A 19166-nucleotide genomic window follows, 5' to 3' on the forward strand; every position below is an offset into this window, starting at 1 on the left:
GATCAACGGGGGTTCGGGGCTCACCGCACGTACATCGCTGCAGTATGAACCGATACCACCACTTGCGCCGAGTTCGCCAAAACTCCTGGATGCTACTACGCAGATGATCAGCGTGCGAAGGTAGGCCCTGGGTAAGCAGGAAACTCTCCAGAAAGGCATCATCACAACTGACAAGCGCCGCAATACCCCCGTAAAGATCATCGAAGTTGTTTTGCGGAACACGCCCAAATTCTATGATCTTCAAACCGGAAGAGCGAAGAGCCAGGCCAATTCATTAGCGGTCCATTGCCGAAAATGGCGGGGGTTATCAGGGCGGGCTTCCGAGTCTCGCCCATCGACGCGTTCTCTATCAGGGGTCGATATTACGAGCCGATTCTTCTCGTTTCTCCGGAGCAGCCAGCGCAGACTGCGGAGCAAGGGTCTGGGATCGCGGAGATGTTCGATGACATCAGCGAGAAGAAACAGCGTCGGCTTGGGGTCCTCAAACAACTTCTTTAGCTTACTCGTTCCCTGTGCCGTGCTGAAATCAAGTTCGATGAACGGTACTTTCAACCCATCGGTCTGACTCCTTGCGTCCCGAAAGTCCACCTGAACGATCTCGTGCTGACTCTGGTCAAAGAACTGAGTGGTCTTTATGCCCGAGCCGGTACCAAGGTCAACGACCCTGGCCACCCCAAGGTCTAGGAGGCAGCCCATTCGTAGACGTCCTGCTGCCAGACAACTTCGCTGTCCGAGTACTCGCCCGCAGTCTCGACCACTCTGCGACTGAGTCCACCAGCGCCAAAGTTCATTTCTGGCGTGATTGTTCGAGGGTCGTCCTCACCGGATATCGTAATCGATCTAAAGCGCATTATAGAGACTCCGAGCCCGGGCGTTGAAGGGCAATGTCGTGATACCCCAGTGGATGAAGAGCAAAGAAGACCACAGGCCAGCCGTGGTCGTTAATAACCTCACATACCACGTAGGGAACTCCATAGTCGATACACTCAACTGGACTCCAGATAGTAAAGTCATTGAAAATCAGGTAACCGCCGGGCTTCAGTCGAGTCACCGCCATCTCTGCGTCGCGTTTCGCACCATCGTAACTGTGGTCACCGTCGACGTAGATAACGTCAAAGTAGTCGGCAGGGAACGTTCCAAGCAGTGTTGATGAATCGCCTTCATGGAAGATCGCCCGAGCAGACAACTCGGGGTCGCCCAGCGAATGCAGGGGATCTAGGTCGATGTCGAAGAGGTGCAGTTCTTCCGGCGAGAGGGTGTCGAGCAGGAAGCGTCCAAAGATGCCCTCTTGCGTTCCGACCTCGGCCACCTTCCCCCCCCGTGGCAGCCGTTCGATGATGGATCGGCGATCTGTAAGTAATCGGCATGAATCGAACGCACGATTGTCGGGGAGCGGCAATGGACTGATTAGCTCGCTGGGCCCGAATCCTGCGAGCGGCAACATGTCCCGTAGCCACTTCTCACGAATCTCCCGAAAGGCAATGCCCTGTCGGGCGGACATGTTCATCGGCATGTGGGTACTCCTGCACTCGACTAGGTGTCACGACATTGTGTCAGCCTCAGGTGTGCTGTGATCCCAGAGTGTTCTTGACACCTGATTCCAGATCGATCGTAGCCACGAAATCCAGCTCCTGGCGTGCGAGCGAACCGTCTAGGACGTTCCAGGCGGCGTCAGTGCCCGGCTTGTCGCTGATGATAGTAGTCGCAGTGATATCCAGGTAATCCTGCACAAGGTGAAGTACCTCCCTGTTGGTGTGCCCGACGCCCGTTCCGATGTTGAAGGGCCCACTCGACCCTCGGTACTTGAGTGACCTGGACACAGCGTCGGCAACATCCTCCGCGTGGATGTAATCCCGCGTAACATCTGCTCCCCATAACTCGACGGGCTCGCCATTTCGCATCCGGGCAGCGATGGTGGGGATGAGCCCGAAGCGAGGCTTGCTGAGCTGGCTCGGACCGTATGCATTGCCGATTCTCAGAGCAACCCCAATCGCCTCGGACCCGTTGACGGCATCGAATAGAGCGCGCTCGCTCCCCGCCTTCACCGCGCCGTACGCGTTGATCGGTCTAATGGGGTCAGACTCTCGCCAAGGCACATGAGCGGTGGAGTCTCCGTAAACGGTGCCGCCGGATGACGCGATGACGATCTTCTTGACACCTGCTTCAATAGCCTGCCCCAGGAAGTTGGCCTCGGTCCTAACTGCCTGGGCAACCTCGTGATCGTCAAATGTAGTGGTGCGAGGCACAGCTGAGGAGCCAAAATGGATGAGCGCGTCAGCCTCCGCCAGAGCGTACTCGGCGAACTTCGGATCCCTGTAATCCCCGGAAATGCACGTCCCAAGCGACGCATCTGGGTGGGCAGGTGACCTGTGAGCGGCAAGGACAAGGTGGCCGGCCCTAGCCAAGCTAGCAACGATCGCTTGCCCGAGGAAGCCGCAACCGCCAGTGACGAGGATGCGCAATGTAACCCCCTCTGGCTCGCGCCGAGTCTTCAACGAATCCGTATCGAGGGATAGTAACTTCCACGGCAGATTCGGATCGGTGGCCTTCACAATTCAGGCCGCGGTCGGGTCTGAGAGCGCTGTCTCGGGAGATCGTGGACGGGCTCCCTTTTCATGCGTGAAGTAGTTGGCTGGAATTCCTTGGTTTCAATGGCGGGGATGGTGGGGTCGGCTAGGCCCATGTGCGATTCCTGGACCCCGACGAGGTCGAGCTGCTGAAGCAGCTGGAGTCCGACAGCGCGCGGTTCGAAGTGTGCCGCCACATCGAAGCTGCCACTGATCTTGGTGTCGGGCGCGCCCACGTCAACTCACTGCTGGACATGACGCAGACGGGTGCGTACGACTCGCGAGCCCTGGTCTCAAGGGCAACAGCCTCCGCGGCAACCGTATCCTCTGAGGGACCAACGCCGCCTTGCGGCAACTGATCAGGATCGTGGGTGTGGGATGAGAGTGCGCGTAACGCCTCCCAACCTGTACAGCGCTCGACCAGACCAATTGAGTTCCCAGTGAGCGCCGGACCCCTGAGGCGCCGCTAATGTGCGGGATAACGGCGGTATTCGACCCGCGGGGGGTGGCCCAGGCAGATCTTGTCCGGATGAACGACGTCATCCGTCACCGGGGTCCCGACAGCGAGGGCTACGTACTCCTAGGCAAGGCTGAGCCCCGCGTCCTTGCAGGACCCGACACCGATCCAGCATGCCTGCGCGCCGATCTGCCCTTCACCCCTCGAGGCCAAGACCCGACGGAGCGGGCGGCAACCGCGGGCTTGGGACATCGGCGGCTATCGATCCTCGACCTGACACCCGCCGGGCACCAGCCGATGTCCTCTGCCGATGGTCGGTTCTGGATTGTTCTCAACGGCGAGATCTACAACTTCGTCGAACTGCGCCGGGAACTGCAGTCGCTGGGGCACCGCTTCCTGGGCCATTCCGACACCGAGGTTCTACTCGCCGGCTATGCGGAATGGGGGCCTGACGTCCTGCCGCGGCTGCGCGGCATGTTCGCCTTCGTCCTCGTGGACACACGAGTGGGGCGAGCCTTCGGGGCTCGGGACAGGTTCGGCATCAAACCCCTCTACTACCGCCTACGGAACGGCCGCCTGCTCGTAGGTAGTGAGATCAAGCAGCTACTTCTGAACGGTGGTCCGAACCGCGCCAACGGGCCGCGACTGTACGACTTCCTGAACTTCAGCATCCACGATCACACTGACCAAACGATGTTCGCCGACATCATGCAACTCCCTGCTGGCCATTGCATGAGTTTGTCGCTCGCTGAGCCGGACCGACTGATGGTGTCGCGATGGTGGCGGCTGGAACCGCGACCGTTCGAAGGTTCCCTGGTCGAGGCCGGGGACGTGTTCCGGGACCTTCTCCAGGATTCGGTGCGGGAGCATTTGCGCTCCGATGTCCCGGTTGGATCGTGTCTGTCCGGTGGCCTGGACTCGTCCAGTGTCGTGTGCCTGATGAGGCGTGAACTGGACCAAACCGACAGCGGCCAAGTCCAGCGCACGTTCACGGCCACAAGTTCCGAAGCGGCCATCGATGAGTCGAACTGGGCGCGGATGGTCGTCGACCGGGTGAACGCCGACAGCCACTGGGTTCAACCGGACATGGCCGCACTCCCCGAGCTCTTGCCCGATCTCACTTGGCACATGGATGAGCCGTTCGGATCCAGCAGCGTCCTCGCGCAATGGTCGGTGTTTCGGCTTGCGCGTGACAGCGGCACCAAGGTGGTGCTGGACGGGCAAGGCGCTGACGAGCAGCTGGCCGGCTATTCCACCTTCTTCGGACTCCGTTTGGCGGAACTGGCCCGCTCCGGACGGGTCCGCGAACTCAAGCGCGAGGTCAGGGCCATTCAGCGGCTTCATCCGGGTGCACTGCGCAATGCGCTCATGACCGTCGGCTATCTGACAGTTCCTACCGTCCTGGCGCGACCGGTCGGACGTCGGATCGGGGCAAGCGGGCAGCGCCCGGACGATTGGCTGTCCCGTCGGTCGCTCGGTGTCTCCGGATTTCCCGATCCGAACGCGAGTAGCGGCGGGCGCGTGCGGTCGGTGAACGGTCTGGGGGTGGCCCAACTGACGGCCACCAATCTGCCCAAGTTGCTGCATTACGAGGATCGCGACTCCATGGCCCACAGCGTCGAGGCGCGGGTGCCATTCCTGGACCATCGCCTTGTGGAGTTCAGCACCGGTCTGCCGAGTGATTTCCTGCTCTCCGAAGGGATAACCAAGCGGGTTCTGCGGGAGGCGCTGCGGGGCACGATCCCGGAACCCATCCGCACCCGGATCGACAAGATCGGGTTCGAGACCGCCGAGGAGCAGTGGATCCGGGCGCACTCCGGACAGGTGCGCAGTCTCCTCGACGACTCCATCGAATCGCTGGGAGGAGCGCTGACCCCGGGCGTTCTCACCCGCTACGACAACGTGATCGCGGGCCGGGAGCCGTTCGATCAATGGATCTGGAGGTGCATCAGCGCTGGCACCTGGGCCAGACGATTCGGTGTCGTCGTCGGTCACGGATAGCCGCTGACAGTGCGCCGTGCCAGCTAGTCTGAACCGCGATACGTGAGCTCACGGGAGGATCGGCGCGTGGAAGGAAGACCGGACGACGCCGAGTCGTCCGAGCCCCTGCCCGCGCCGTCAGTAGAGTCGGGACAATCAGCGGACTCTGTCCCCAAACCGGGTGACATGCTCTCGAACCTGCGCCAACTCGGCCGGGAGACCGTGATCTACGGCCTGTTCGCCGCACTTCCGGGGCTGGCCGCGATCATCATCACGCCCCTGCTCACCCGGGTCCTGAGTCCAGCGGACTACGGGTTCGTCGCCACTCTCATCGTGATCGTGGGGCTATTGAGTATGTTCTCGGTGCTGGGCCTCGACAGCGCCTCGGGCCGCTGGTTCTACGACCACGAGACCCGTGCGTGGCAACGCACGATCATGAGCACGTCGCTGTGGACACAGCTCGTGGCCGCGGTTCTGATCGGACTGGGGTTGGCGCTGAGCGCCGGGTGGCTGGCGCCGCTGCTGTCCGATTCTCCCAACGCTCAGACGGCGATCGTCGTCGCCTCGCTGTTGGTCCCGCTTTCGGTCTTTCGCGGAGTTGTCGGAGACTGGTTGCGGCTGCGGCACGAGGCTACGCGCGCTGCTGCCTTCCTGGCTGCTGCGGCCATCCTGACGAGTGTGGGTGCCGCCGTGCTGGTGATTCTCACCACTACGGGCATCGTGGGAGTCTTCGCCGGCCAGGTCGCGGGGGGGTTGCTGATCGTCATCGTGGGGCTCGTCCTGTTCGGGCGGCAGATGTCCCCGCGCAATGTCTCGCGGGCCGAGTTGCCACGACTCCTCCGCTACGGAATCCCCCTCATCCCCGCCGCCATCGCGATGTGGGTGACCGCCTCGTCGGATCGGGTTGTGCTCACACTCCTGCGCGGAGAGACAGACGCCGCGCTCTTCGCCGTCGCAGCGCTGGTGGCCACGGCAATGACACTTCTCACCATGGCGTTCCGGCTCGCTTGGGGACCCTTCGCCTTCTCCCTGCTCTCGCAGCCTCAGGCAAAGCAGGTGTTCTCGCTCGTCTTGAGTTGGATGTCCTGGCTCAGTGTGACGCTGGCGGTGCTTGTCTCGGCTTTGAGTTCGGTGGCCATCCGGATTCTCGCCACGCCCGACTACTACTCGGCTGCTTCCGCGGTCGGATACCTGGCGTTCGCCGAAGTGTTCGTAATTCTGACAACGATCTTTGCCATTGGCGCCAACATTGCGCGCACCACAACGCCGGTGGCCGTCGCCATTTTCGCGGGGGCAGCGTTCAACATCGTTTTGAATGTGTTGCTGGTGCCGCGCATGGGAGTCGATGGCGCGGCGTTGGGAACGCTGCTCTCCTTCGCGCTCGGTGCTGCGGTCATGTGGTGGGGAAGTCAGCGACTCACGCCGATCGATTACCGCCTGCGCCATGTCGCCCTGTTCTTGGTAGTGGGCGCTGTCCTGGTAGCCATCATGCAGCGCATCGATGGCGAGGTTCTCGAACAAACGATCGTCCGACTCCTGCTGGTGCTGCCCATGCTGGCTCTGCCCTTCGTCGCCAGGCTCATCCGCCCCGCCGACCTGCTGGCGCGACTGCCCGGGTATTCACACCCCCACTGACACCGGCGAAGGCGCTCATGCCCGCCGTACGATGCGAAGGTGGTCCCAATGATCGGTGGCACGTTCCCCGGCCAAGCCCTGTGAACGTGTACCGATGGTGAACGAGTACCAAGGGAAAGAACCGCTTCGCGTACTGCACCTTCCGGTCAATGTCGCCGATCAGGCTGCAGCCCTCGCGGATGCTCAGCGCGCGCTGGGGGCCAGGTGCGAGGTCATGGAGTGGGAACCGCATCCGTTCTATCCACTCGTGGACCACGTGTGTGATGAACGCCGCCCCGACATGCTGTCGGACGTGATTCGCCGCGCGAGATGGTGGTCGCGAGCTCGGCGCGACTTCGATGTGGTTCACCTGCATGCCGGCGCAGGGATCATCCCTAGTCCGACGGTCGGCAATTCGCTGCCGTCGGCGCTCAAGGTGCGCGCCCTCGTCCGGATGGCCGGACTCGATGTGCGGTCACTGCGCCGGGCTGGGGTCGTTACCGCTGTCTCATTCGCGGGAGACGACATCCGTCCGTTGTCGGACATCGCCGAGCATTGGGACCACGCGGAAGAGGTGCTTCGCGCACCTGAGTACGGCGCTCGTCAGCGGACTGCAAGGCGGGACTATTCGCTGCGTCTCGCGGCTCGTGCGGACCTGGTCTACGTCAGTACGCCGGACCTACTCACCACGGTTCCCCGCGCCCGTCTGCTGCCGCAGATGCCGTCGCGGCCGGTTCTCCCGCTTCGTGCGACGTCGCCGAGACGCCGGTTGGGTGGCCCCCTCCGGGTCCTTCATGCGCCAAGCAGCGGGCCAGTGAAGGGAACCAGTCATGTGCGGGAGGCGATGGCCAGTGCCCACCGCCAAGCAGAGCTGGAACTCATCGTGCTGAGCGACGTGACCGCCGACAAGATCGGCGCTGCGCTGCGCGGGGCCGATCTAGTCGTGGATCAGCTGAACGCGGGTTGGTACGGCACGTTCGCCGTCGAGGCCATGTGGACCGGAACGCCCGTCATGGCCCGCATCCGCAGCGACCTCAGGCCACAACAGACGGAGGCCTTCGCCCCGATCCCGGTCACGTCCGACACACTCGCTGACGATCTGGTGCGATTCAGTCTCCTTTCCGTGTCTGAGTACGAGGACGTCTCGGCACGGACCATCCGCTTCGTCGACCAATCTCACAGCCCTGCCGCGCTGGCACGCTCAGTTCTTGATGACTACTCCCGGGTCAGACTCCGGACCGGGAGTTGACCGGCGGCGCTGCCGGAACACCGGCAGCGACTCAGGCGGCGTCCAGCGCTGCGGCGATGACATCGCGCAAGCGTCCGGCCTGAGTCTGCTCGGACAGAGCCTGCGCCGCCGCGCAACTGCCACGCTTCCAGTCATCCACCTGATCGGGGCTCAGATTCGACAGGACGTGCCGCAGAGCGTCGACGCTGAACCCTGCCGTGACCCCACCGAGGCGCTGATGTCGCACCAATTCGGCCATCTCAGGGGACGGTCCCACCAGCAGGCCGAGACCACTCTGGACGAAGTCGAAGAACTTGTTCGGCAGTGCATGCTGGTGGTTGAAATTGACCGGAGGAAGGACATACAAGCCGACGTCATATCGATCGAGGGCCGCAGGAAGCTCAGCCATGGGGACCGCGGGCCGAACGCGAACGTTTTGGGTTTGGTCGGCACGCACCTGCAACTGGTCGAGAACCCGCGGCTCGTACTGGCTGCGAACCAGGAAGAGATCGAATGACACACCGGGAATGTCCGCTGCGGCCTCGATCATCTCGGAAAGCCCCCGGCTGCGCGCAGCGACCCCGCTGTGAACGAGTCGAACCGGTGTTTCCGTGCGGCGGAACTGCGGCCGTCGAAACGGGGCGGCATTCGTGATCGTCGTCGCCTTGATGTCGTACCGATGCGCGTACTCTGCCGCGATGCCATCCGACACGGTGGTGACGGCTGTCGCGCGGGGCAGATGATCTGCGCACAGCGCTGTGACGAAGGGCTTCAGGACCGCTCGCCAGCGCCAGTCCTCATTGTTCTCCAATGGTGCGAACTCGTGCAGATCGCTGACTACGGGGCGACCGGCTGCCACATCCAGCGCCAGGGGCAAGGTATTGATGTCGTTGGCGAGCACCAGATCGAAGGTTCGCCCGGCGACGGCTCGCTGGGCTTCTCGAACGGCTGGGATCAGTGAGTAGGCGTGTTCTGTCCGGCGCAGTGCAAGTGCCGCCAGCCCGCGCCGGGTTGTGGGCATGCTGCGCGCTGGCGGTATCGAGATGTGTGCGCTCACTGCATTGGGCTCGACGCCGAACCCGCAGGTGACGAGGTCGTGGATCGACCCGAGTGCGCGGATGTGCCGCAGGATCCGAGGGTCATGAGCGATATCCGAGAAGGACAGGATCAGGATCCGTGCCACCGTTTCCTCCTCACCCGGCCACCGACGCAATCGACCCGTGACTGGCGCGCCACTCTCACGAACTTCCATCGGCAATACTGGACCTGTCCGACGGTCGGGCGTTCGACCCTCTGGGGAGTGTGGCATGGCTCAACCGAGGGTTCTCATCCTGGGGTTTTCGCGCGTCGCCACCGACCCCCGGATGCTCCGCCAGATACGGGCCCTGCAGCGGGAGTTCGAGGTCATCACCTGCGGGCGTGGCGAGCCGGTCCCAGGTGTCGGCGAACACCACCAGTTGTCGGACGACGCCGACCATTTACCGTTGTCACCTCTCGGATTGGGGATGCTGGCGGCCCGCCAGAGCAAACGCGCCTACGACTTGATCCCCGCGGTTCGTGAGGCTCGCTCAGTCTTGCGTGGGGTGGCCTTTGACGCGCTGCTGGCCAACGACACCCTCACAGTGCCCCTGGCGGTCGAGGTGGCCGGCGACCGTCCAGTACTTGCTGACCTGCATGAGTACAGCCCGCGCGAGATGTCGGAGGACATACGTTGGCGCCTCCTGCTGCAACCGCTCATGGAGAGCCTTTGCCGCGATTTCCTGCCGCGGGTGCAGGCAGTCACGACCGTGAGCGACGGGATCGCCAACGAGTATCGCCGCAAGTTCTCTATCGCGGTCAGAACGGTGACCAACGCGGGCCCTTGCCGGTATCCGCAACCGACTCCCACCGGGCGCCCGATCCGGCTGGTGCACTCGGGAATGGCCACACCCACCCGCAAGATCGACGAGATGATCGAGGCGACCGCAGGAATCGACGGGGTCACCCTGGACCTGTTCCTGGTGCCATCCCCTCGGTTCGCGAATCACGTTCAGGAATTGTCGGAGATGGCGGGCAGGACGCCCAATGTGCGAGTCCGCCCACCGGTCCCGATGCCCGACCTTCCCGACACGCTCGACCGGTTCGATGTTGGGCTCTTCGCGCTGCCGCCGACTAATTTCAACCATCTGCACGCACTGCCGAACAAGTTCTTCGACTTCGTCCAGAGCGGCCTTGCGGTGATCGTCGGCCCATCACCGGACATGGCGCTGATCGTCAGGGAACGTGGGCTGGGCCTGGTCCTGCCCAACTTCACCCGGAGTGCCCTCGCCACTGCCCTGGGGAATCTGACCACTGATCGGGTGGACGGCTGGAAGGCCGCCAGCTGCGCGGCTGCCCCGCAACTGAGCAGTGACGTGGGTGGCGCACTGCTGCGCTCGCTGATCTGGGAGCTCCTGGATGAGCGATGGGCACCGCTCGACCGCAACTAGCGGATCAGACGCTACGCCCGAGTATCCCAGCGGGCGACGGCGTCATCAGCCGCCTGTTTGGACACCAGATGAGCCAGCCGATCCTCGATGCTTCTTGACCGGAGATACGAAACGGCGGCGAGGAACATCAGGCCAAAGGCAGTCAAATACAAGATGAGGTCGGCGCCTCGTCCAATTCCCATCCTGTTGGCCACCACCGTGGTCGTCTCCGGGAATGCAATGGTGAGCACGACAACGCCGAAGAAGGCGAGGAAGGCCAGCCGTCGGGCGGCTCCACCGTGGGCCGACCCGCTGAGACGCCAGAGGACGAAGACGCCCACCAGGACCAAGATGATCAGAATCAGGCTGGCCACGAGATCACCTCATCAAACGATCGAACAAGATGGTGACTGCATTGGATATCGGTTGCCCCTTCGCCACCGAGTACTGGGTGTAGGTGATGTCCACAGGAACTTCCACCCACTGCGCGGACTGCTCGGCGATCTGGTCCAGGATCTCCGAGGCGTGCCCCATGCCTCGCTCTCGCAGGTGAAGGCGGGCGGCGAACTCCCGGCTGAGCACTCGAAGGCCGTTGTGTGTATCGGTGACCTTGAGGCCGGTGCTCCACCTGGTGTAAGCCGTGGCAGCCCTCAATGTCATGCGCCGCCACCGGCCGGCGTTCGTAGTGCCCCCGGAGAACCGAGTGCCCAGAACGACGTCGAGGTTGTCTCGGCGGGCGATGTCGACCATTCGAGCGGCGTCCCCGGCGAGGTGTTGTCCATCCGCATCGAACGTCACGACCCACCGCACCCATGGCAGTTGTCGTGCGACATCGAGTCCGGTGGCCAGAGCTCCACCCTGGCCGAGGTTGAGTGCGTGGACCGCGGTGCGGGCGCCCGCAGCGGCGGCCAGTTCGGCCGTACCGTCGGAGGAACCGTCGTCGATCACCAGCACGTGGGGAAACTCGATGAGCACCGACTTGACCACCTGCTCGATGACCGGCGCTTCGTTCCATGCCGGTATGACGACGAGCACATCGTCGAATGTGAGGCTGTCGCCGGCCACGTCGGAAGCCCCGTTCATGCGCCAATGTTGTCACAGGAACAAGTTGACCGAGGACGTTCAGGCGCCGGCCGCAAGATGGCGCCGATCAGGATGTTGGATCAGTAGTTTTCCTGAGGCAAGGTGTTGAACCACCAGATCGGGTGAATCAGCACGTGCAGATGATCGGCACGGCCGACCCATTCCCGAAAATGGCCTTCGCGCCAACGGGCGCCGCTGTCCGACAGGTACTTGATGGCCGGCATCATGAACCGGGGTTCGTAGGCGTGATAGCGAACCCCCCATCGGTGCATCGTGCGGTCAGCGACGTCGATCCCCCCCATGCGGGCCGGTTCGTGCGCACTGAAGCCGTTGATCGGTCGACACAGAACCGCTTCGATGATCTGTCGTTGCCGGTCGAGGGCCTCCTTCTGCCCGATCGGCATCGTCTGGTGCAAGCCGCCGTCCAGATGCAGTTCAACCTCATGACCGAGAGACCGAAGTTCGTCGATCTGCTGGAGCGCATCGTAGGACGTCACGCTGTATCCGCAGGGCATGCACGCGCAGGAAGAACGTGGAGGTGCATCCAAAATCAGCATCGACGCGCGCAAGGCGGACAGCGGCGTCCATCGAAAGGTCCACATCGTGGCGCAGTACCAGGTGCCGGGGCTGAGGCTTATCCAGGTAGTCCAGGAAGCCCGGTGATGGCGTAGCCGGCATCCCGGATAGGACGAGTCAGGGATCGTCCGGTAATCCTCATAGGAGAAGTCCACCCCCGCATGCTAGGCGTGAAGTCCGTGGCGAGCGTCTGCGCGTCGACTCGGTAACCGCTGCAGACCTGGTCGCCCTATGCTCCCCTACACTGCCGGGGAGTCCCATCGTGCAAACGGGAGGCGGAGCGAGGAGGCGTCCTATGCCACAGCCGACCGTTACGGTTGGCGTGTTCTGCTTACAATCAAGCGCGATTCCTGGCTGCCAATATTGCGGGCCTCTTGGCCCAAGATCATCGCCCCTACGATGTCGTTCTCGTCGATGACGGATCGTCGGACGGGTCAGTGGCCGCGCTGCATCGAGCGGCCGGAGCGACTGTCGCGGATGGTGCCCACCACTGTGATCGCCGAGGGCGAGAACCGGGGACTGCCCGCCCGGATGAACGAGGTCACCGCCCGGGCCGCGCGGCGAGTGGGTGGTCTGGGTCGCGGCGGACGACTCCCTGCTGCCGGGTGGCCTGTCGCACCTGATGTCCGGCGCCACGTCGACGACGTGGACGTGCGTGTTCGCTGACCTCGCCGTGATGGACGAGCGCGGGCGGATCGAGGGGCTACCGCCGTCCCGGCCAGACCTGGCAGCGTTACGGCGCCCGTCAGTTCCTGGACCCCGGGCGACCCCGCCGCAGTTGATAATGAGGTTCAACAACTTCGTGTCCGGATGCGCGCCGGCGATCCGAACCAGCGCGCTGCGCGCGGTGGGGGGGTACCGGCCGGGAATCAGGATCGAGGATCTCGACATGTGGCTGGAACTGGCCGGGCGTGGTTCGAAGTTCCGATACGTCCCGGAGGCGGTCGCGCGGTACCGGGTGGTTGCCGGTTCGCACTCTCGGTCCGAGGATGTTGCGGTGCGGGATCTGGCACTGCTGGTCGCCCACCATGTCAAGGAGGGTCGGCTCGACCGTCAAGGGGCTGGCCCGCCTCGTGGCCATGCGGTGGTCGCTCAGTGTGGCGCGCACGCAGGGGACGCCCACCGATGTCGCTGTTCGAGGCCGCGCGGATTGCGACTGCTGCCCGAGCGACAGGTTGCGGCGTGAACTGCCGGCGGCAACGGTCGACCCCCTGCTGGTACTCGGCCCGCGCTGCTCTGGTCGCGCAAATTGTCCGCCAAGTCCTGAGCATGATCACCGTACAAGCGCGTTCAGTCTGTACTGGCGGCTTATCGGCCGTTGAGTCTCTTGTGCTCGGCAGCTAGGTCATCCGGGTCCGTCGCCGCCAGTGTGCCCCTCGTGTCGGGAGGCGGTGATCCTGCCGATCGACCCAGGTGACCGCCATGAGGACCAGACACCAAGCTGAAGACCACCTTGTATGGCCACACGGGAAGCGCATATCGGTCGATCGGGGCGATCCCATGGCATACGTCGCGACCCAAACCCATGGGAATAGCCAGCACGGGCAACAGGCTCGCGTCGCCGGAAGATCGCCCACATCGTGCCGGCAAACAGGATCACGCTGGTGATCCCACCCAGGTTGTACGAGGCGTCCGACGTTGCGGCACGCAGGTCGCGTGGCTTCGATCGGTTGGCAGAACTGACCACGGGGGAAGGATGAGATCACGGCCGCGGCCTCTTCCGCCGTGACGTTGAATATGCCGCACTCCGGACTGGTGAGAACCGGCTGAGCCCCGATCCGGGCCACCATGAGGTCCTCGCTCACGCCGCGGATCTGGGCGGGAGTCCGGGCCGAAGAGTCCTCGGTCGCCAACACGGATGCAGGGCCGTCAAGTTGAAGAAGCACCAACGCGGAGCCCAGGCGCTGTCGCACGAACGGGAATCGAGGCGCCACCACCTAGTTCGCCCAACCGCGCTGTCGCCATGTCCTCCACGGATCCGCCGCGCACGTAGTTCTCGCTCTTCAACGTGTACCAAGGGGCATACGCTGCGATCGGCAGCACGGCCACGGCGGCTACAGCCAGCGCGGCGACCGTCATGTGACCGCTTCCTCGACCTCGCGCACCTGGAAGCGTCACGATCGCTGCCAGCACTGCTGCAACGACCACGATTCCCACGAACACGAATGAGTAGTAGAGGCCAGCCGTCAGGATGACCGCGAGGGTCAGGAATCGCCACGGTTGCACCGTCGCGGCAGTCTGCAGAAGCCTGAGGTTGAGCCCGACCAGGGCAAGCAGGAACACCAGACCTGGCTGCTGTGTGATGGAGCCGCCGTAGGCGATGAACGTACTGGATGAAATCGCCACCAACCCCGCCACGAGTCGCTGCCAAGGCCGGCCGAGGTCGTAAAGTATCCCGCCCATGGCGGCGACGGCGAGGCCGAGCATGGCCCCCGAGATAGCGCCAGGTAGCCTTCGACGCCGGGCCAGGAGAACAGGGTGGCCAAGAACCACCACTGGCAGCCCCGGCTCCCGGACGAAGTCCCACCCCTGCGGGAAGACGCCCTCCTGCAAGTATGTCGGCCATCACCACGTACCCGACCCCGTCTGTGGTGACGAGGAAGGGGACGGTGAAGAGCGTGAGCAGTGCGCCCACGACGGGGACGGGCCACATGAGTGCGCCGCGGCCCGCAGCAGGGCCCGGTCCCGCTCGGACCAGCCCCGCCACCAGCCTGGCTGCGTCATGGTCCCCCGCTGTCCGGTCGGCTGCGTACGTGCGACCAGCGACCGTTACGCGGTGTCGGCCGGCCGTCGTGGGACCCCATCAGCCGACCCGTCGCGCCGGGCGGCACGACGGCCGTGAGCGTCTGCCGGCCCGACCCCATGCCGAGGTGCCCGAGCCTGTGACAGCACTTCGTTGACCACCTATGGGCACCTGCGCCCCGGACTCCTCGGACGGCTCGATGCGAGTGGACAGGTGCCGGAGCAGTTCGGTGTCGGGCAGCGTGCGGGTGGACTGGACCGGACCGCCTTCCTCGTGCCGCAACGTGGTCCCGGTGCTGCCACGAGCCAGCGGTATCCGGACCACTTCTGCTTGAGCCAGCCCTGTCGCAGCGCGGTGAGCAGCGTCCCGGCCTCCACGATCGCGATGCCTGGCAGCAGCCGACAGCAGGGTCGTTCGCTGGTAGATGGTCAGGAGGTTGATCCACCGGTTGCGTTCGAGCAGGTACATCTTGGTGGGGTTGCGGCTGAACTCGTAGTCGTGGAAGGCGACCGCCTGCGGAGCCAGAACGACGCGGCGCCCCGAGGCCCACATGCGCAGGCTGAACTCCACGTCCTCGCCGTAGGCGAAGAGTTCCTCGTGGAAGCCGCCCAGTTGCTCCCAATCCCGGCGCGCGATCCCCAGCAGGCAGCCGGAGGCGCTGGCCACGTCGGCGGTTCGGACGAAGTCGGCCGCCGGGGCCCCCCAACCACCCGCCCACGCCAGGAGCGAGTAGTGGACCGGGTTGCCGACGCTGTTGACGGTATTGCGGTCCCGATAGAGCAGCACCTTGCCGGTGGCGATCCCGACCGTCGGGTCACGCAGAGCATCGACGAGCGCAGCCAAGGCGTCAGGCCGCACCACTGCGTCGCTGTTCAGTAGAACGAGGATGTCGCTGTCCGCGGCGCGCGCTCCCAGGTTGCATCCGCCGGTGAACCCGACATTGGCGCCGGGACGGATCCAGGTGATGGCCGGGTCGGACTCGAGGACCTCACGGTCCGGAGCCTGGAACCCGTTGTCGACGACCACGACTGACACCGTGACGTGTGTGCTGGCCAAGGCGCTGTGGATGCATTCCGACAACAGGGGCTCGTCGCCGTACGCGACCACGACAACCCCGACTGTGGGCGACTGCGTCATCGTGTCACGCCAACTCTGTCTAGCGGGCGGCGTCAGCCGTCTGCGAAACGGCCTCGCCCACTGTGACGGTGCGGCCTGATCTGACATCCACGAGGGGGAGTGCATCGATCAGAGCGCGGCTCTGCGATACCGGCAGGCGGGTCAGACGCCCTGTCGAATCGTGGCTCTCTCGTACGGTCCACTCGACATAGGTGCTCAGATCGGAAAGGTCGATGCGGGGCAACGGGATTCGATCGGCATGTTCACTTGCCACGAAGAACGCGTTGTTTCCTGCGCGGTTCGTGCCGACGAAGGTGAATCCCCGAGATGTGAAGAGGTCGACGAAAGCGAGAAGGGAAGCCCCGTAGTACAGCCATGAGTAGTGGGCCTGCTCGCGCCTGAAGTCATCCGCGCGGGGGACGGTCACAGCCCGCGTCTGGCCCAAAGATGGGCTGATACTCGACAACCACAACGGATACCCCGGACAGATCCATCCGTTCGGCCACCCAGTAGTCGTTGCCGTCAATGTCCAGGGACACGATGTCGAGGCGGCCGTGCAGGTTGCGTGCTGACGCCATCAGGTGACCCACGGTGTCCGGGGTGATCCATTCCTGCCGTGGGTCCAATGTGGTGCGGATCGACGCGGGTAGGGCGCGGACCGAAGCAACGAGATCCTTGCGCCCGTCGACCATGGTGACCCCCGCCGAGCGGTATTCCGCAAGGAATCGGGAGTTGCATTCGCGGAAATCGCCGCATCCCAGTTCGATGATCTTGGGTCGGTTGAGGTCCAGAGAATCGCACAGGAAATCAAGGATCCCGTCCTCACCCCACTGGCTGTATACCGAGACTTCGGCGTCCCATAGGTGGCGGAAGGCCGGACGGGCGGCCCGCTGAGCTTGGATGGCCGCCACCCCGTTCTTGAAGACCGGGTCTCTCAGAAGCTCACGCGACACGGTCTCCATCATGCGATGCACTCTGGCTCCGGCGAGCATCCGGAAGTCGGGGTTGCGGAACATGGATCCCTCAGAATGGTCGGCGATAAACAGAGCCGTCAACTCTACGAAGGGCGGGCCTGAGCCCATGCCCGATGAGGCGACTAGGTGGTTGAGCAGGCGACGTTCACGCTCATTGCCGCACCGCTTCGGCCGGAAGGTGACTCCGTCAGCCATCCGCCCAACCGCTGCGGTGTCCACCCGCCCAGGACTCGCGCACGGGCGCGCCCCCCCAACTGTGCTGCGAGGGTGCGATCGGCGGCCAGTGACCGCATTGCGTCGGCAGCAACATCGACGTCGGGCTCGGCCCAGGTCCCGCTCGCGGGGTAGATGGGATCTGGACCCACCGGCACGGTACGGAAGGGGATGGGAACGGAGTCGTCCGCCTTCATGAACTCCATGTTCCCGGAATAGCCGGTGGCCACCACGGGCTTGCCGGCCGCCATCGCCTTCGCGATGGTCATGCCGTACCCCCTCCGCGCGATGAAGGGACACATAGCAGTCGATGTCGAGAAAGAAAGCGTCGATCGCGTCCCGCGGCCAGAAGTCATCCACGAGGACGATGTCCTCCCGATTCGCGGCCGCGCGTCGGACCTGCTGCCAGGTACGGGGGTCAGAGGACGAGTGGGCGCTCTCTCAGGAGGAGCCGGACGTCAGGTGAGGGCTGCGGGAACAGCCGCCCGGTAGGCCCGACGCCACCGCCTCGGGGTTCTTCCGTCAGGCCGCTGCTGGCTAGGTCGAACTGGAAGCCGAAGATCGAACTCATCGCCGAGCCCGAGATGGCGGCGCATGACGCCTGCCTGTCCTTCGGGGGCTACGACAGGGATGGGCAGGACCCGGACCGGCTTCTCTGCGTGCTACCGGCCGTACACCTCCTGGACGAAACCGCTGGTGGTCCACACCTCATCCATGTTCGCGGAATCCCCAGGCGCTGGGGACAGGGGCAGCTGAGGCAGCTCGAAGTGCACGATCGACGCGACCGAATCGGCGCGGGCGGAAGAGTCTGGGATTCTGCAGCAGGGCAGTGGGCAGGTGCCCGGACTGCACGAGAGCCACCGTCGCGGTCGAAGACAGTCGTCGTCGCTGGGGGACAAGGCCGCCCCATCGGCCTGGGGACCGGCAGACACAAAGTGGTGGGCGACGGAGAGCCCGCTGGCACTCAGAGTCCGAGCGAAAGCAGTTCGCTCAGGTCGGTGAGGGACACGCTGGAGCCTGAGCTGTACTCGAGGTAGTTCACCCCGGGTGCGCGGGTGGGGACCTGACGCACAACGCGGGGGATGGCGTGTCCAACTTCGACCAATGAGGTGCGTGCCAGTTCGGCGCGGGCGTGCCACTTGTTGTATCCGGTCACTGCGATCCTCCGGATGCGGCTGGCTGAGTCTGGTTCGGGCGGTCCTTGTGAGCCAGTCCGACGGCCAGGATCGTGAAGGGCAGCAGGGCGCTGGTGGCGATCCAGGCAGAGCACCGTCATGACATCCGCCGTGGGAATCGGCAATTGCGCCCGCGATCAGGGCCACCAGAGACGCCAGCCACGCGAGGATGATGACGCCGAACCGCCGGCGCAGCGTCGCCAGCGCCATCAGGACGACCGCCGGCGCCAGCAGGATCACGGGCCCCGTCGCGGCGACGATGAGCCCGAGGTCCATGTCGGTCGACGCGCCCAGTCAGCCAACTCACGGCCGGGGCTCCGATCAGGGTAAGGGTCGCTACCGAAAGGGCTGCAAAGCCGGTGGCGACTGCCAGCCAGGTCTGCGTCGAAACGTGCCGTCGGCCCTGCATGCCCGACATGGTCGCGATCATGATGGGTACCAGACCCAGAACCACTGTGCTCGCCAGTCTGCTCAAGCTCACAACCAGCTGCACGTCGGCCGTCAGTTCTGCCCCTATGGTGCCGACGTGCCACCGCAGGACTGAAGGGACTGCCAACACCGAAGCCGTCATGAGTAGGTTCCCCGCGACCAAGAGCGCGGTACCGCCGGTGACAGGATCTCCCGCGATTGTGTCGAACAGGCGCAGTCGCCGGGTCAGTCCGGCGAAAGCGACCACCACAAGACCCGCAATCCAAGCGACCACGGCCCCGACCAGGAAAGAGGTGAGCGCCGGTTGCCCCAGCCGAAGCAATGCCAGTGGAACAACCACCATGGCCAAACCCGTGATGGCGCTCGCCCCGCCCACCACGGCGTAGTGTCCGCGCCCGGTCGCGATTCCCCGACCGATCGCTGTGGCAAGAGACGATCGCGCCCCCGATGACGATCGCACCCACCCACCACTGCCAGCTGTTACCCAGGAGCCGCGGTTGCCAGCCCAGCGGCGCCATGAGCAGCACCGCCACCAGTACCCACAACACACCCGAACGGATATGC

Annotated in this window: 20 protein-coding genes; 5 read left to right on the plus strand and 15 right to left on the minus strand. The window is 64.3% G+C overall.

The genetic code is table 11. The annotated features are described in order from the left end of the window. The 4 genes from V9E98_10535 to V9E98_10550 form a co-directional block, all read right to left on the minus strand. Positions 1–222 (minus strand): hypothetical protein (locus V9E98_10535; protein MEI2717416.1); only part of this gene is annotated, 222 nt, incomplete at its 3' end. A gap of 18 nt (positions 223–240) precedes the next feature. Continuing rightward, positions 241–672, minus strand: coding sequence for a methyltransferase domain-containing protein (locus V9E98_10540; GenBank protein MEI2717417.1), 432 nt, complete (start codon positions 670–672; stop codon positions 241–243). A 178-nt stretch (positions 673–850) separates the two neighbouring features. Next, a complete protein-coding gene (locus tag V9E98_10545; GenBank protein MEI2717418.1) occupies positions 851–1513 on the minus strand; it encodes a class I SAM-dependent methyltransferase in 663 nt (220 codons plus the stop codon). Between the two features lie 46 nt (positions 1514–1559). Further along, on the minus strand, positions 1560–2552 hold the full coding sequence (locus V9E98_10550) for an NAD-dependent epimerase/dehydratase family protein (protein MEI2717419.1): 993 nt from the start codon (positions 2550–2552) through the stop codon (positions 1560–1562). A gap of 484 nt (positions 2553–3036) precedes the next feature. On the opposite strand from V9E98_10550, the gene asnB reads away from it, so the two are divergent. The 3 genes from asnB to V9E98_10565 all read left to right on the plus strand — a co-directional run bounded on the left by asnB (position 3037) and on the right by V9E98_10565 (position 7867). Beyond that, positions 3037–5025, plus strand: coding sequence for an asparagine synthase (glutamine-hydrolyzing) (gene asnB, locus V9E98_10555; GenBank protein ID MEI2717420.1), 1989 nt, complete (start codon positions 3037–3039; stop codon positions 5023–5025). A gap of 165 nt (positions 5026–5190) precedes the next feature. Further along, positions 5191–6639 (plus strand): oligosaccharide flippase family protein, encoded by a 1449-nt coding sequence (locus tag V9E98_10560; protein ID MEI2717421.1) that lies wholly within the window; start codon positions 5191–5193, stop codon positions 6637–6639. 94 nt (positions 6640–6733) lie between these two features. Further along, entirely contained in the window at positions 6734–7867 is a 1134-nt protein-coding gene (locus tag V9E98_10565; protein MEI2717422.1) for a hypothetical protein, read from the plus strand. Positions 7868–7898: 31 nt separating this feature from the next. Here the strand turns inward: V9E98_10565 and V9E98_10570 are convergent, their stop codons facing one another. Next, positions 7899–9029 carry a glycosyltransferase gene (locus V9E98_10570; protein ID MEI2717423.1) on the minus strand — a complete coding sequence of 377 codons (1131 nt, stop codon included), beginning with the start codon at positions 9027–9029 and terminating at the stop codon, positions 7899–7901. 124 nt (positions 9030–9153) lie between these two features. Here V9E98_10570 and V9E98_10575 point away from each other — a divergent pair, with 124 nt between their 5' ends. After that, complete coding sequence (locus tag V9E98_10575) at positions 9154–10314, plus strand: hypothetical protein (GenBank protein MEI2717424.1); 1161 nt, start codon at positions 9154–9156, stop codon at positions 10312–10314. Positions 10315–10325: 11 nt separating this feature from the next. Here V9E98_10575 and V9E98_10580 read toward each other — a convergent pair whose 3' ends face one another. From V9E98_10580 to V9E98_10590, 3 genes are all read right to left on the minus strand, one after another. Next, positions 10326–10667, minus strand: coding sequence for a DUF2304 domain-containing protein (locus V9E98_10580; GenBank protein MEI2717425.1), 342 nt, complete (start codon positions 10665–10667; stop codon positions 10326–10328). Between the two features lie 4 nt (positions 10668–10671). Next, positions 10672–11376 (minus strand): glycosyltransferase family 2 protein, encoded by a 705-nt coding sequence (locus V9E98_10585; GenBank protein ID MEI2717426.1) that lies wholly within the window; start codon positions 11374–11376, stop codon positions 10672–10674. An 80-nt stretch (positions 11377–11456) separates the two neighbouring features. Then, entirely contained in the window at positions 11457–11873 is a 417-nt protein-coding gene (locus V9E98_10590; GenBank protein ID MEI2717427.1) for a hypothetical protein, read from the minus strand. A gap of 493 nt (positions 11874–12366) precedes the next feature. Between V9E98_10590 and V9E98_10595 the strand changes: the two genes are divergently transcribed. Then, positions 12367–12618 (plus strand): hypothetical protein, encoded by a 252-nt coding sequence (locus V9E98_10595; protein MEI2717428.1) that lies wholly within the window; start codon positions 12367–12369, stop codon positions 12616–12618. 1203 nt (positions 12619–13821) lie between these two features. Here the strand turns inward: V9E98_10595 and V9E98_10600 are convergent. The 7 genes from V9E98_10600 to V9E98_10630 all read right to left on the minus strand — a co-directional run bounded on the left by V9E98_10600 (position 13822) and on the right by V9E98_10630 (position 19062). Next, on the minus strand, positions 13822–14379 hold the full coding sequence (locus tag V9E98_10600) for a hypothetical protein (GenBank protein ID MEI2717429.1): 558 nt from the start codon (positions 14377–14379) through the stop codon (positions 13822–13824). 376 nt (positions 14380–14755) lie between these two features. Then, complete coding sequence (locus V9E98_10605; GenBank protein MEI2717430.1) at positions 14756–15832, minus strand: glycosyltransferase family 2 protein; 1077 nt, start codon at positions 15830–15832, stop codon at positions 14756–14758. Positions 15833–15851: 19 nt separating this feature from the next. Then, positions 15852–16238, minus strand: a complete 387-nt coding sequence (locus tag V9E98_10610; GenBank protein MEI2717431.1) for a hypothetical protein — start codon at positions 16236–16238, stop codon at positions 15852–15854. After that, positions 16216–16827 (minus strand): hypothetical protein, encoded by a 612-nt coding sequence (locus V9E98_10615; protein ID MEI2717432.1) that lies wholly within the window; start codon positions 16825–16827, stop codon positions 16216–16218. The genes V9E98_10610 and V9E98_10615 overlap by 23 nt, the downstream gene beginning before the upstream one ends. Before the next feature lie 80 nt (positions 16828–16907). Continuing rightward, complete coding sequence (locus tag V9E98_10620; GenBank protein ID MEI2717433.1) at positions 16908–17267, minus strand: hypothetical protein; 360 nt, start codon at positions 17265–17267, stop codon at positions 16908–16910. A 695-nt stretch (positions 17268–17962) separates the two neighbouring features. Continuing rightward, entirely contained in the window at positions 17963–18154 is a 192-nt protein-coding gene (locus tag V9E98_10625) for a hypothetical protein (GenBank protein MEI2717434.1), read from the minus strand. A 116-nt stretch (positions 18155–18270) separates the two neighbouring features. Then, complete coding sequence (locus V9E98_10630; GenBank protein ID MEI2717435.1) at positions 18271–19062, minus strand: hypothetical protein; 792 nt, start codon at positions 19060–19062, stop codon at positions 18271–18273. Positions 19063–19166 lie beyond the last annotated feature (104 nt).

This window comes from Candidatus Nanopelagicales bacterium (assembly GCA_037045355.1).
Taxonomy (GTDB): domain Bacteria; phylum Actinomycetota; class Actinomycetes; order S36-B12.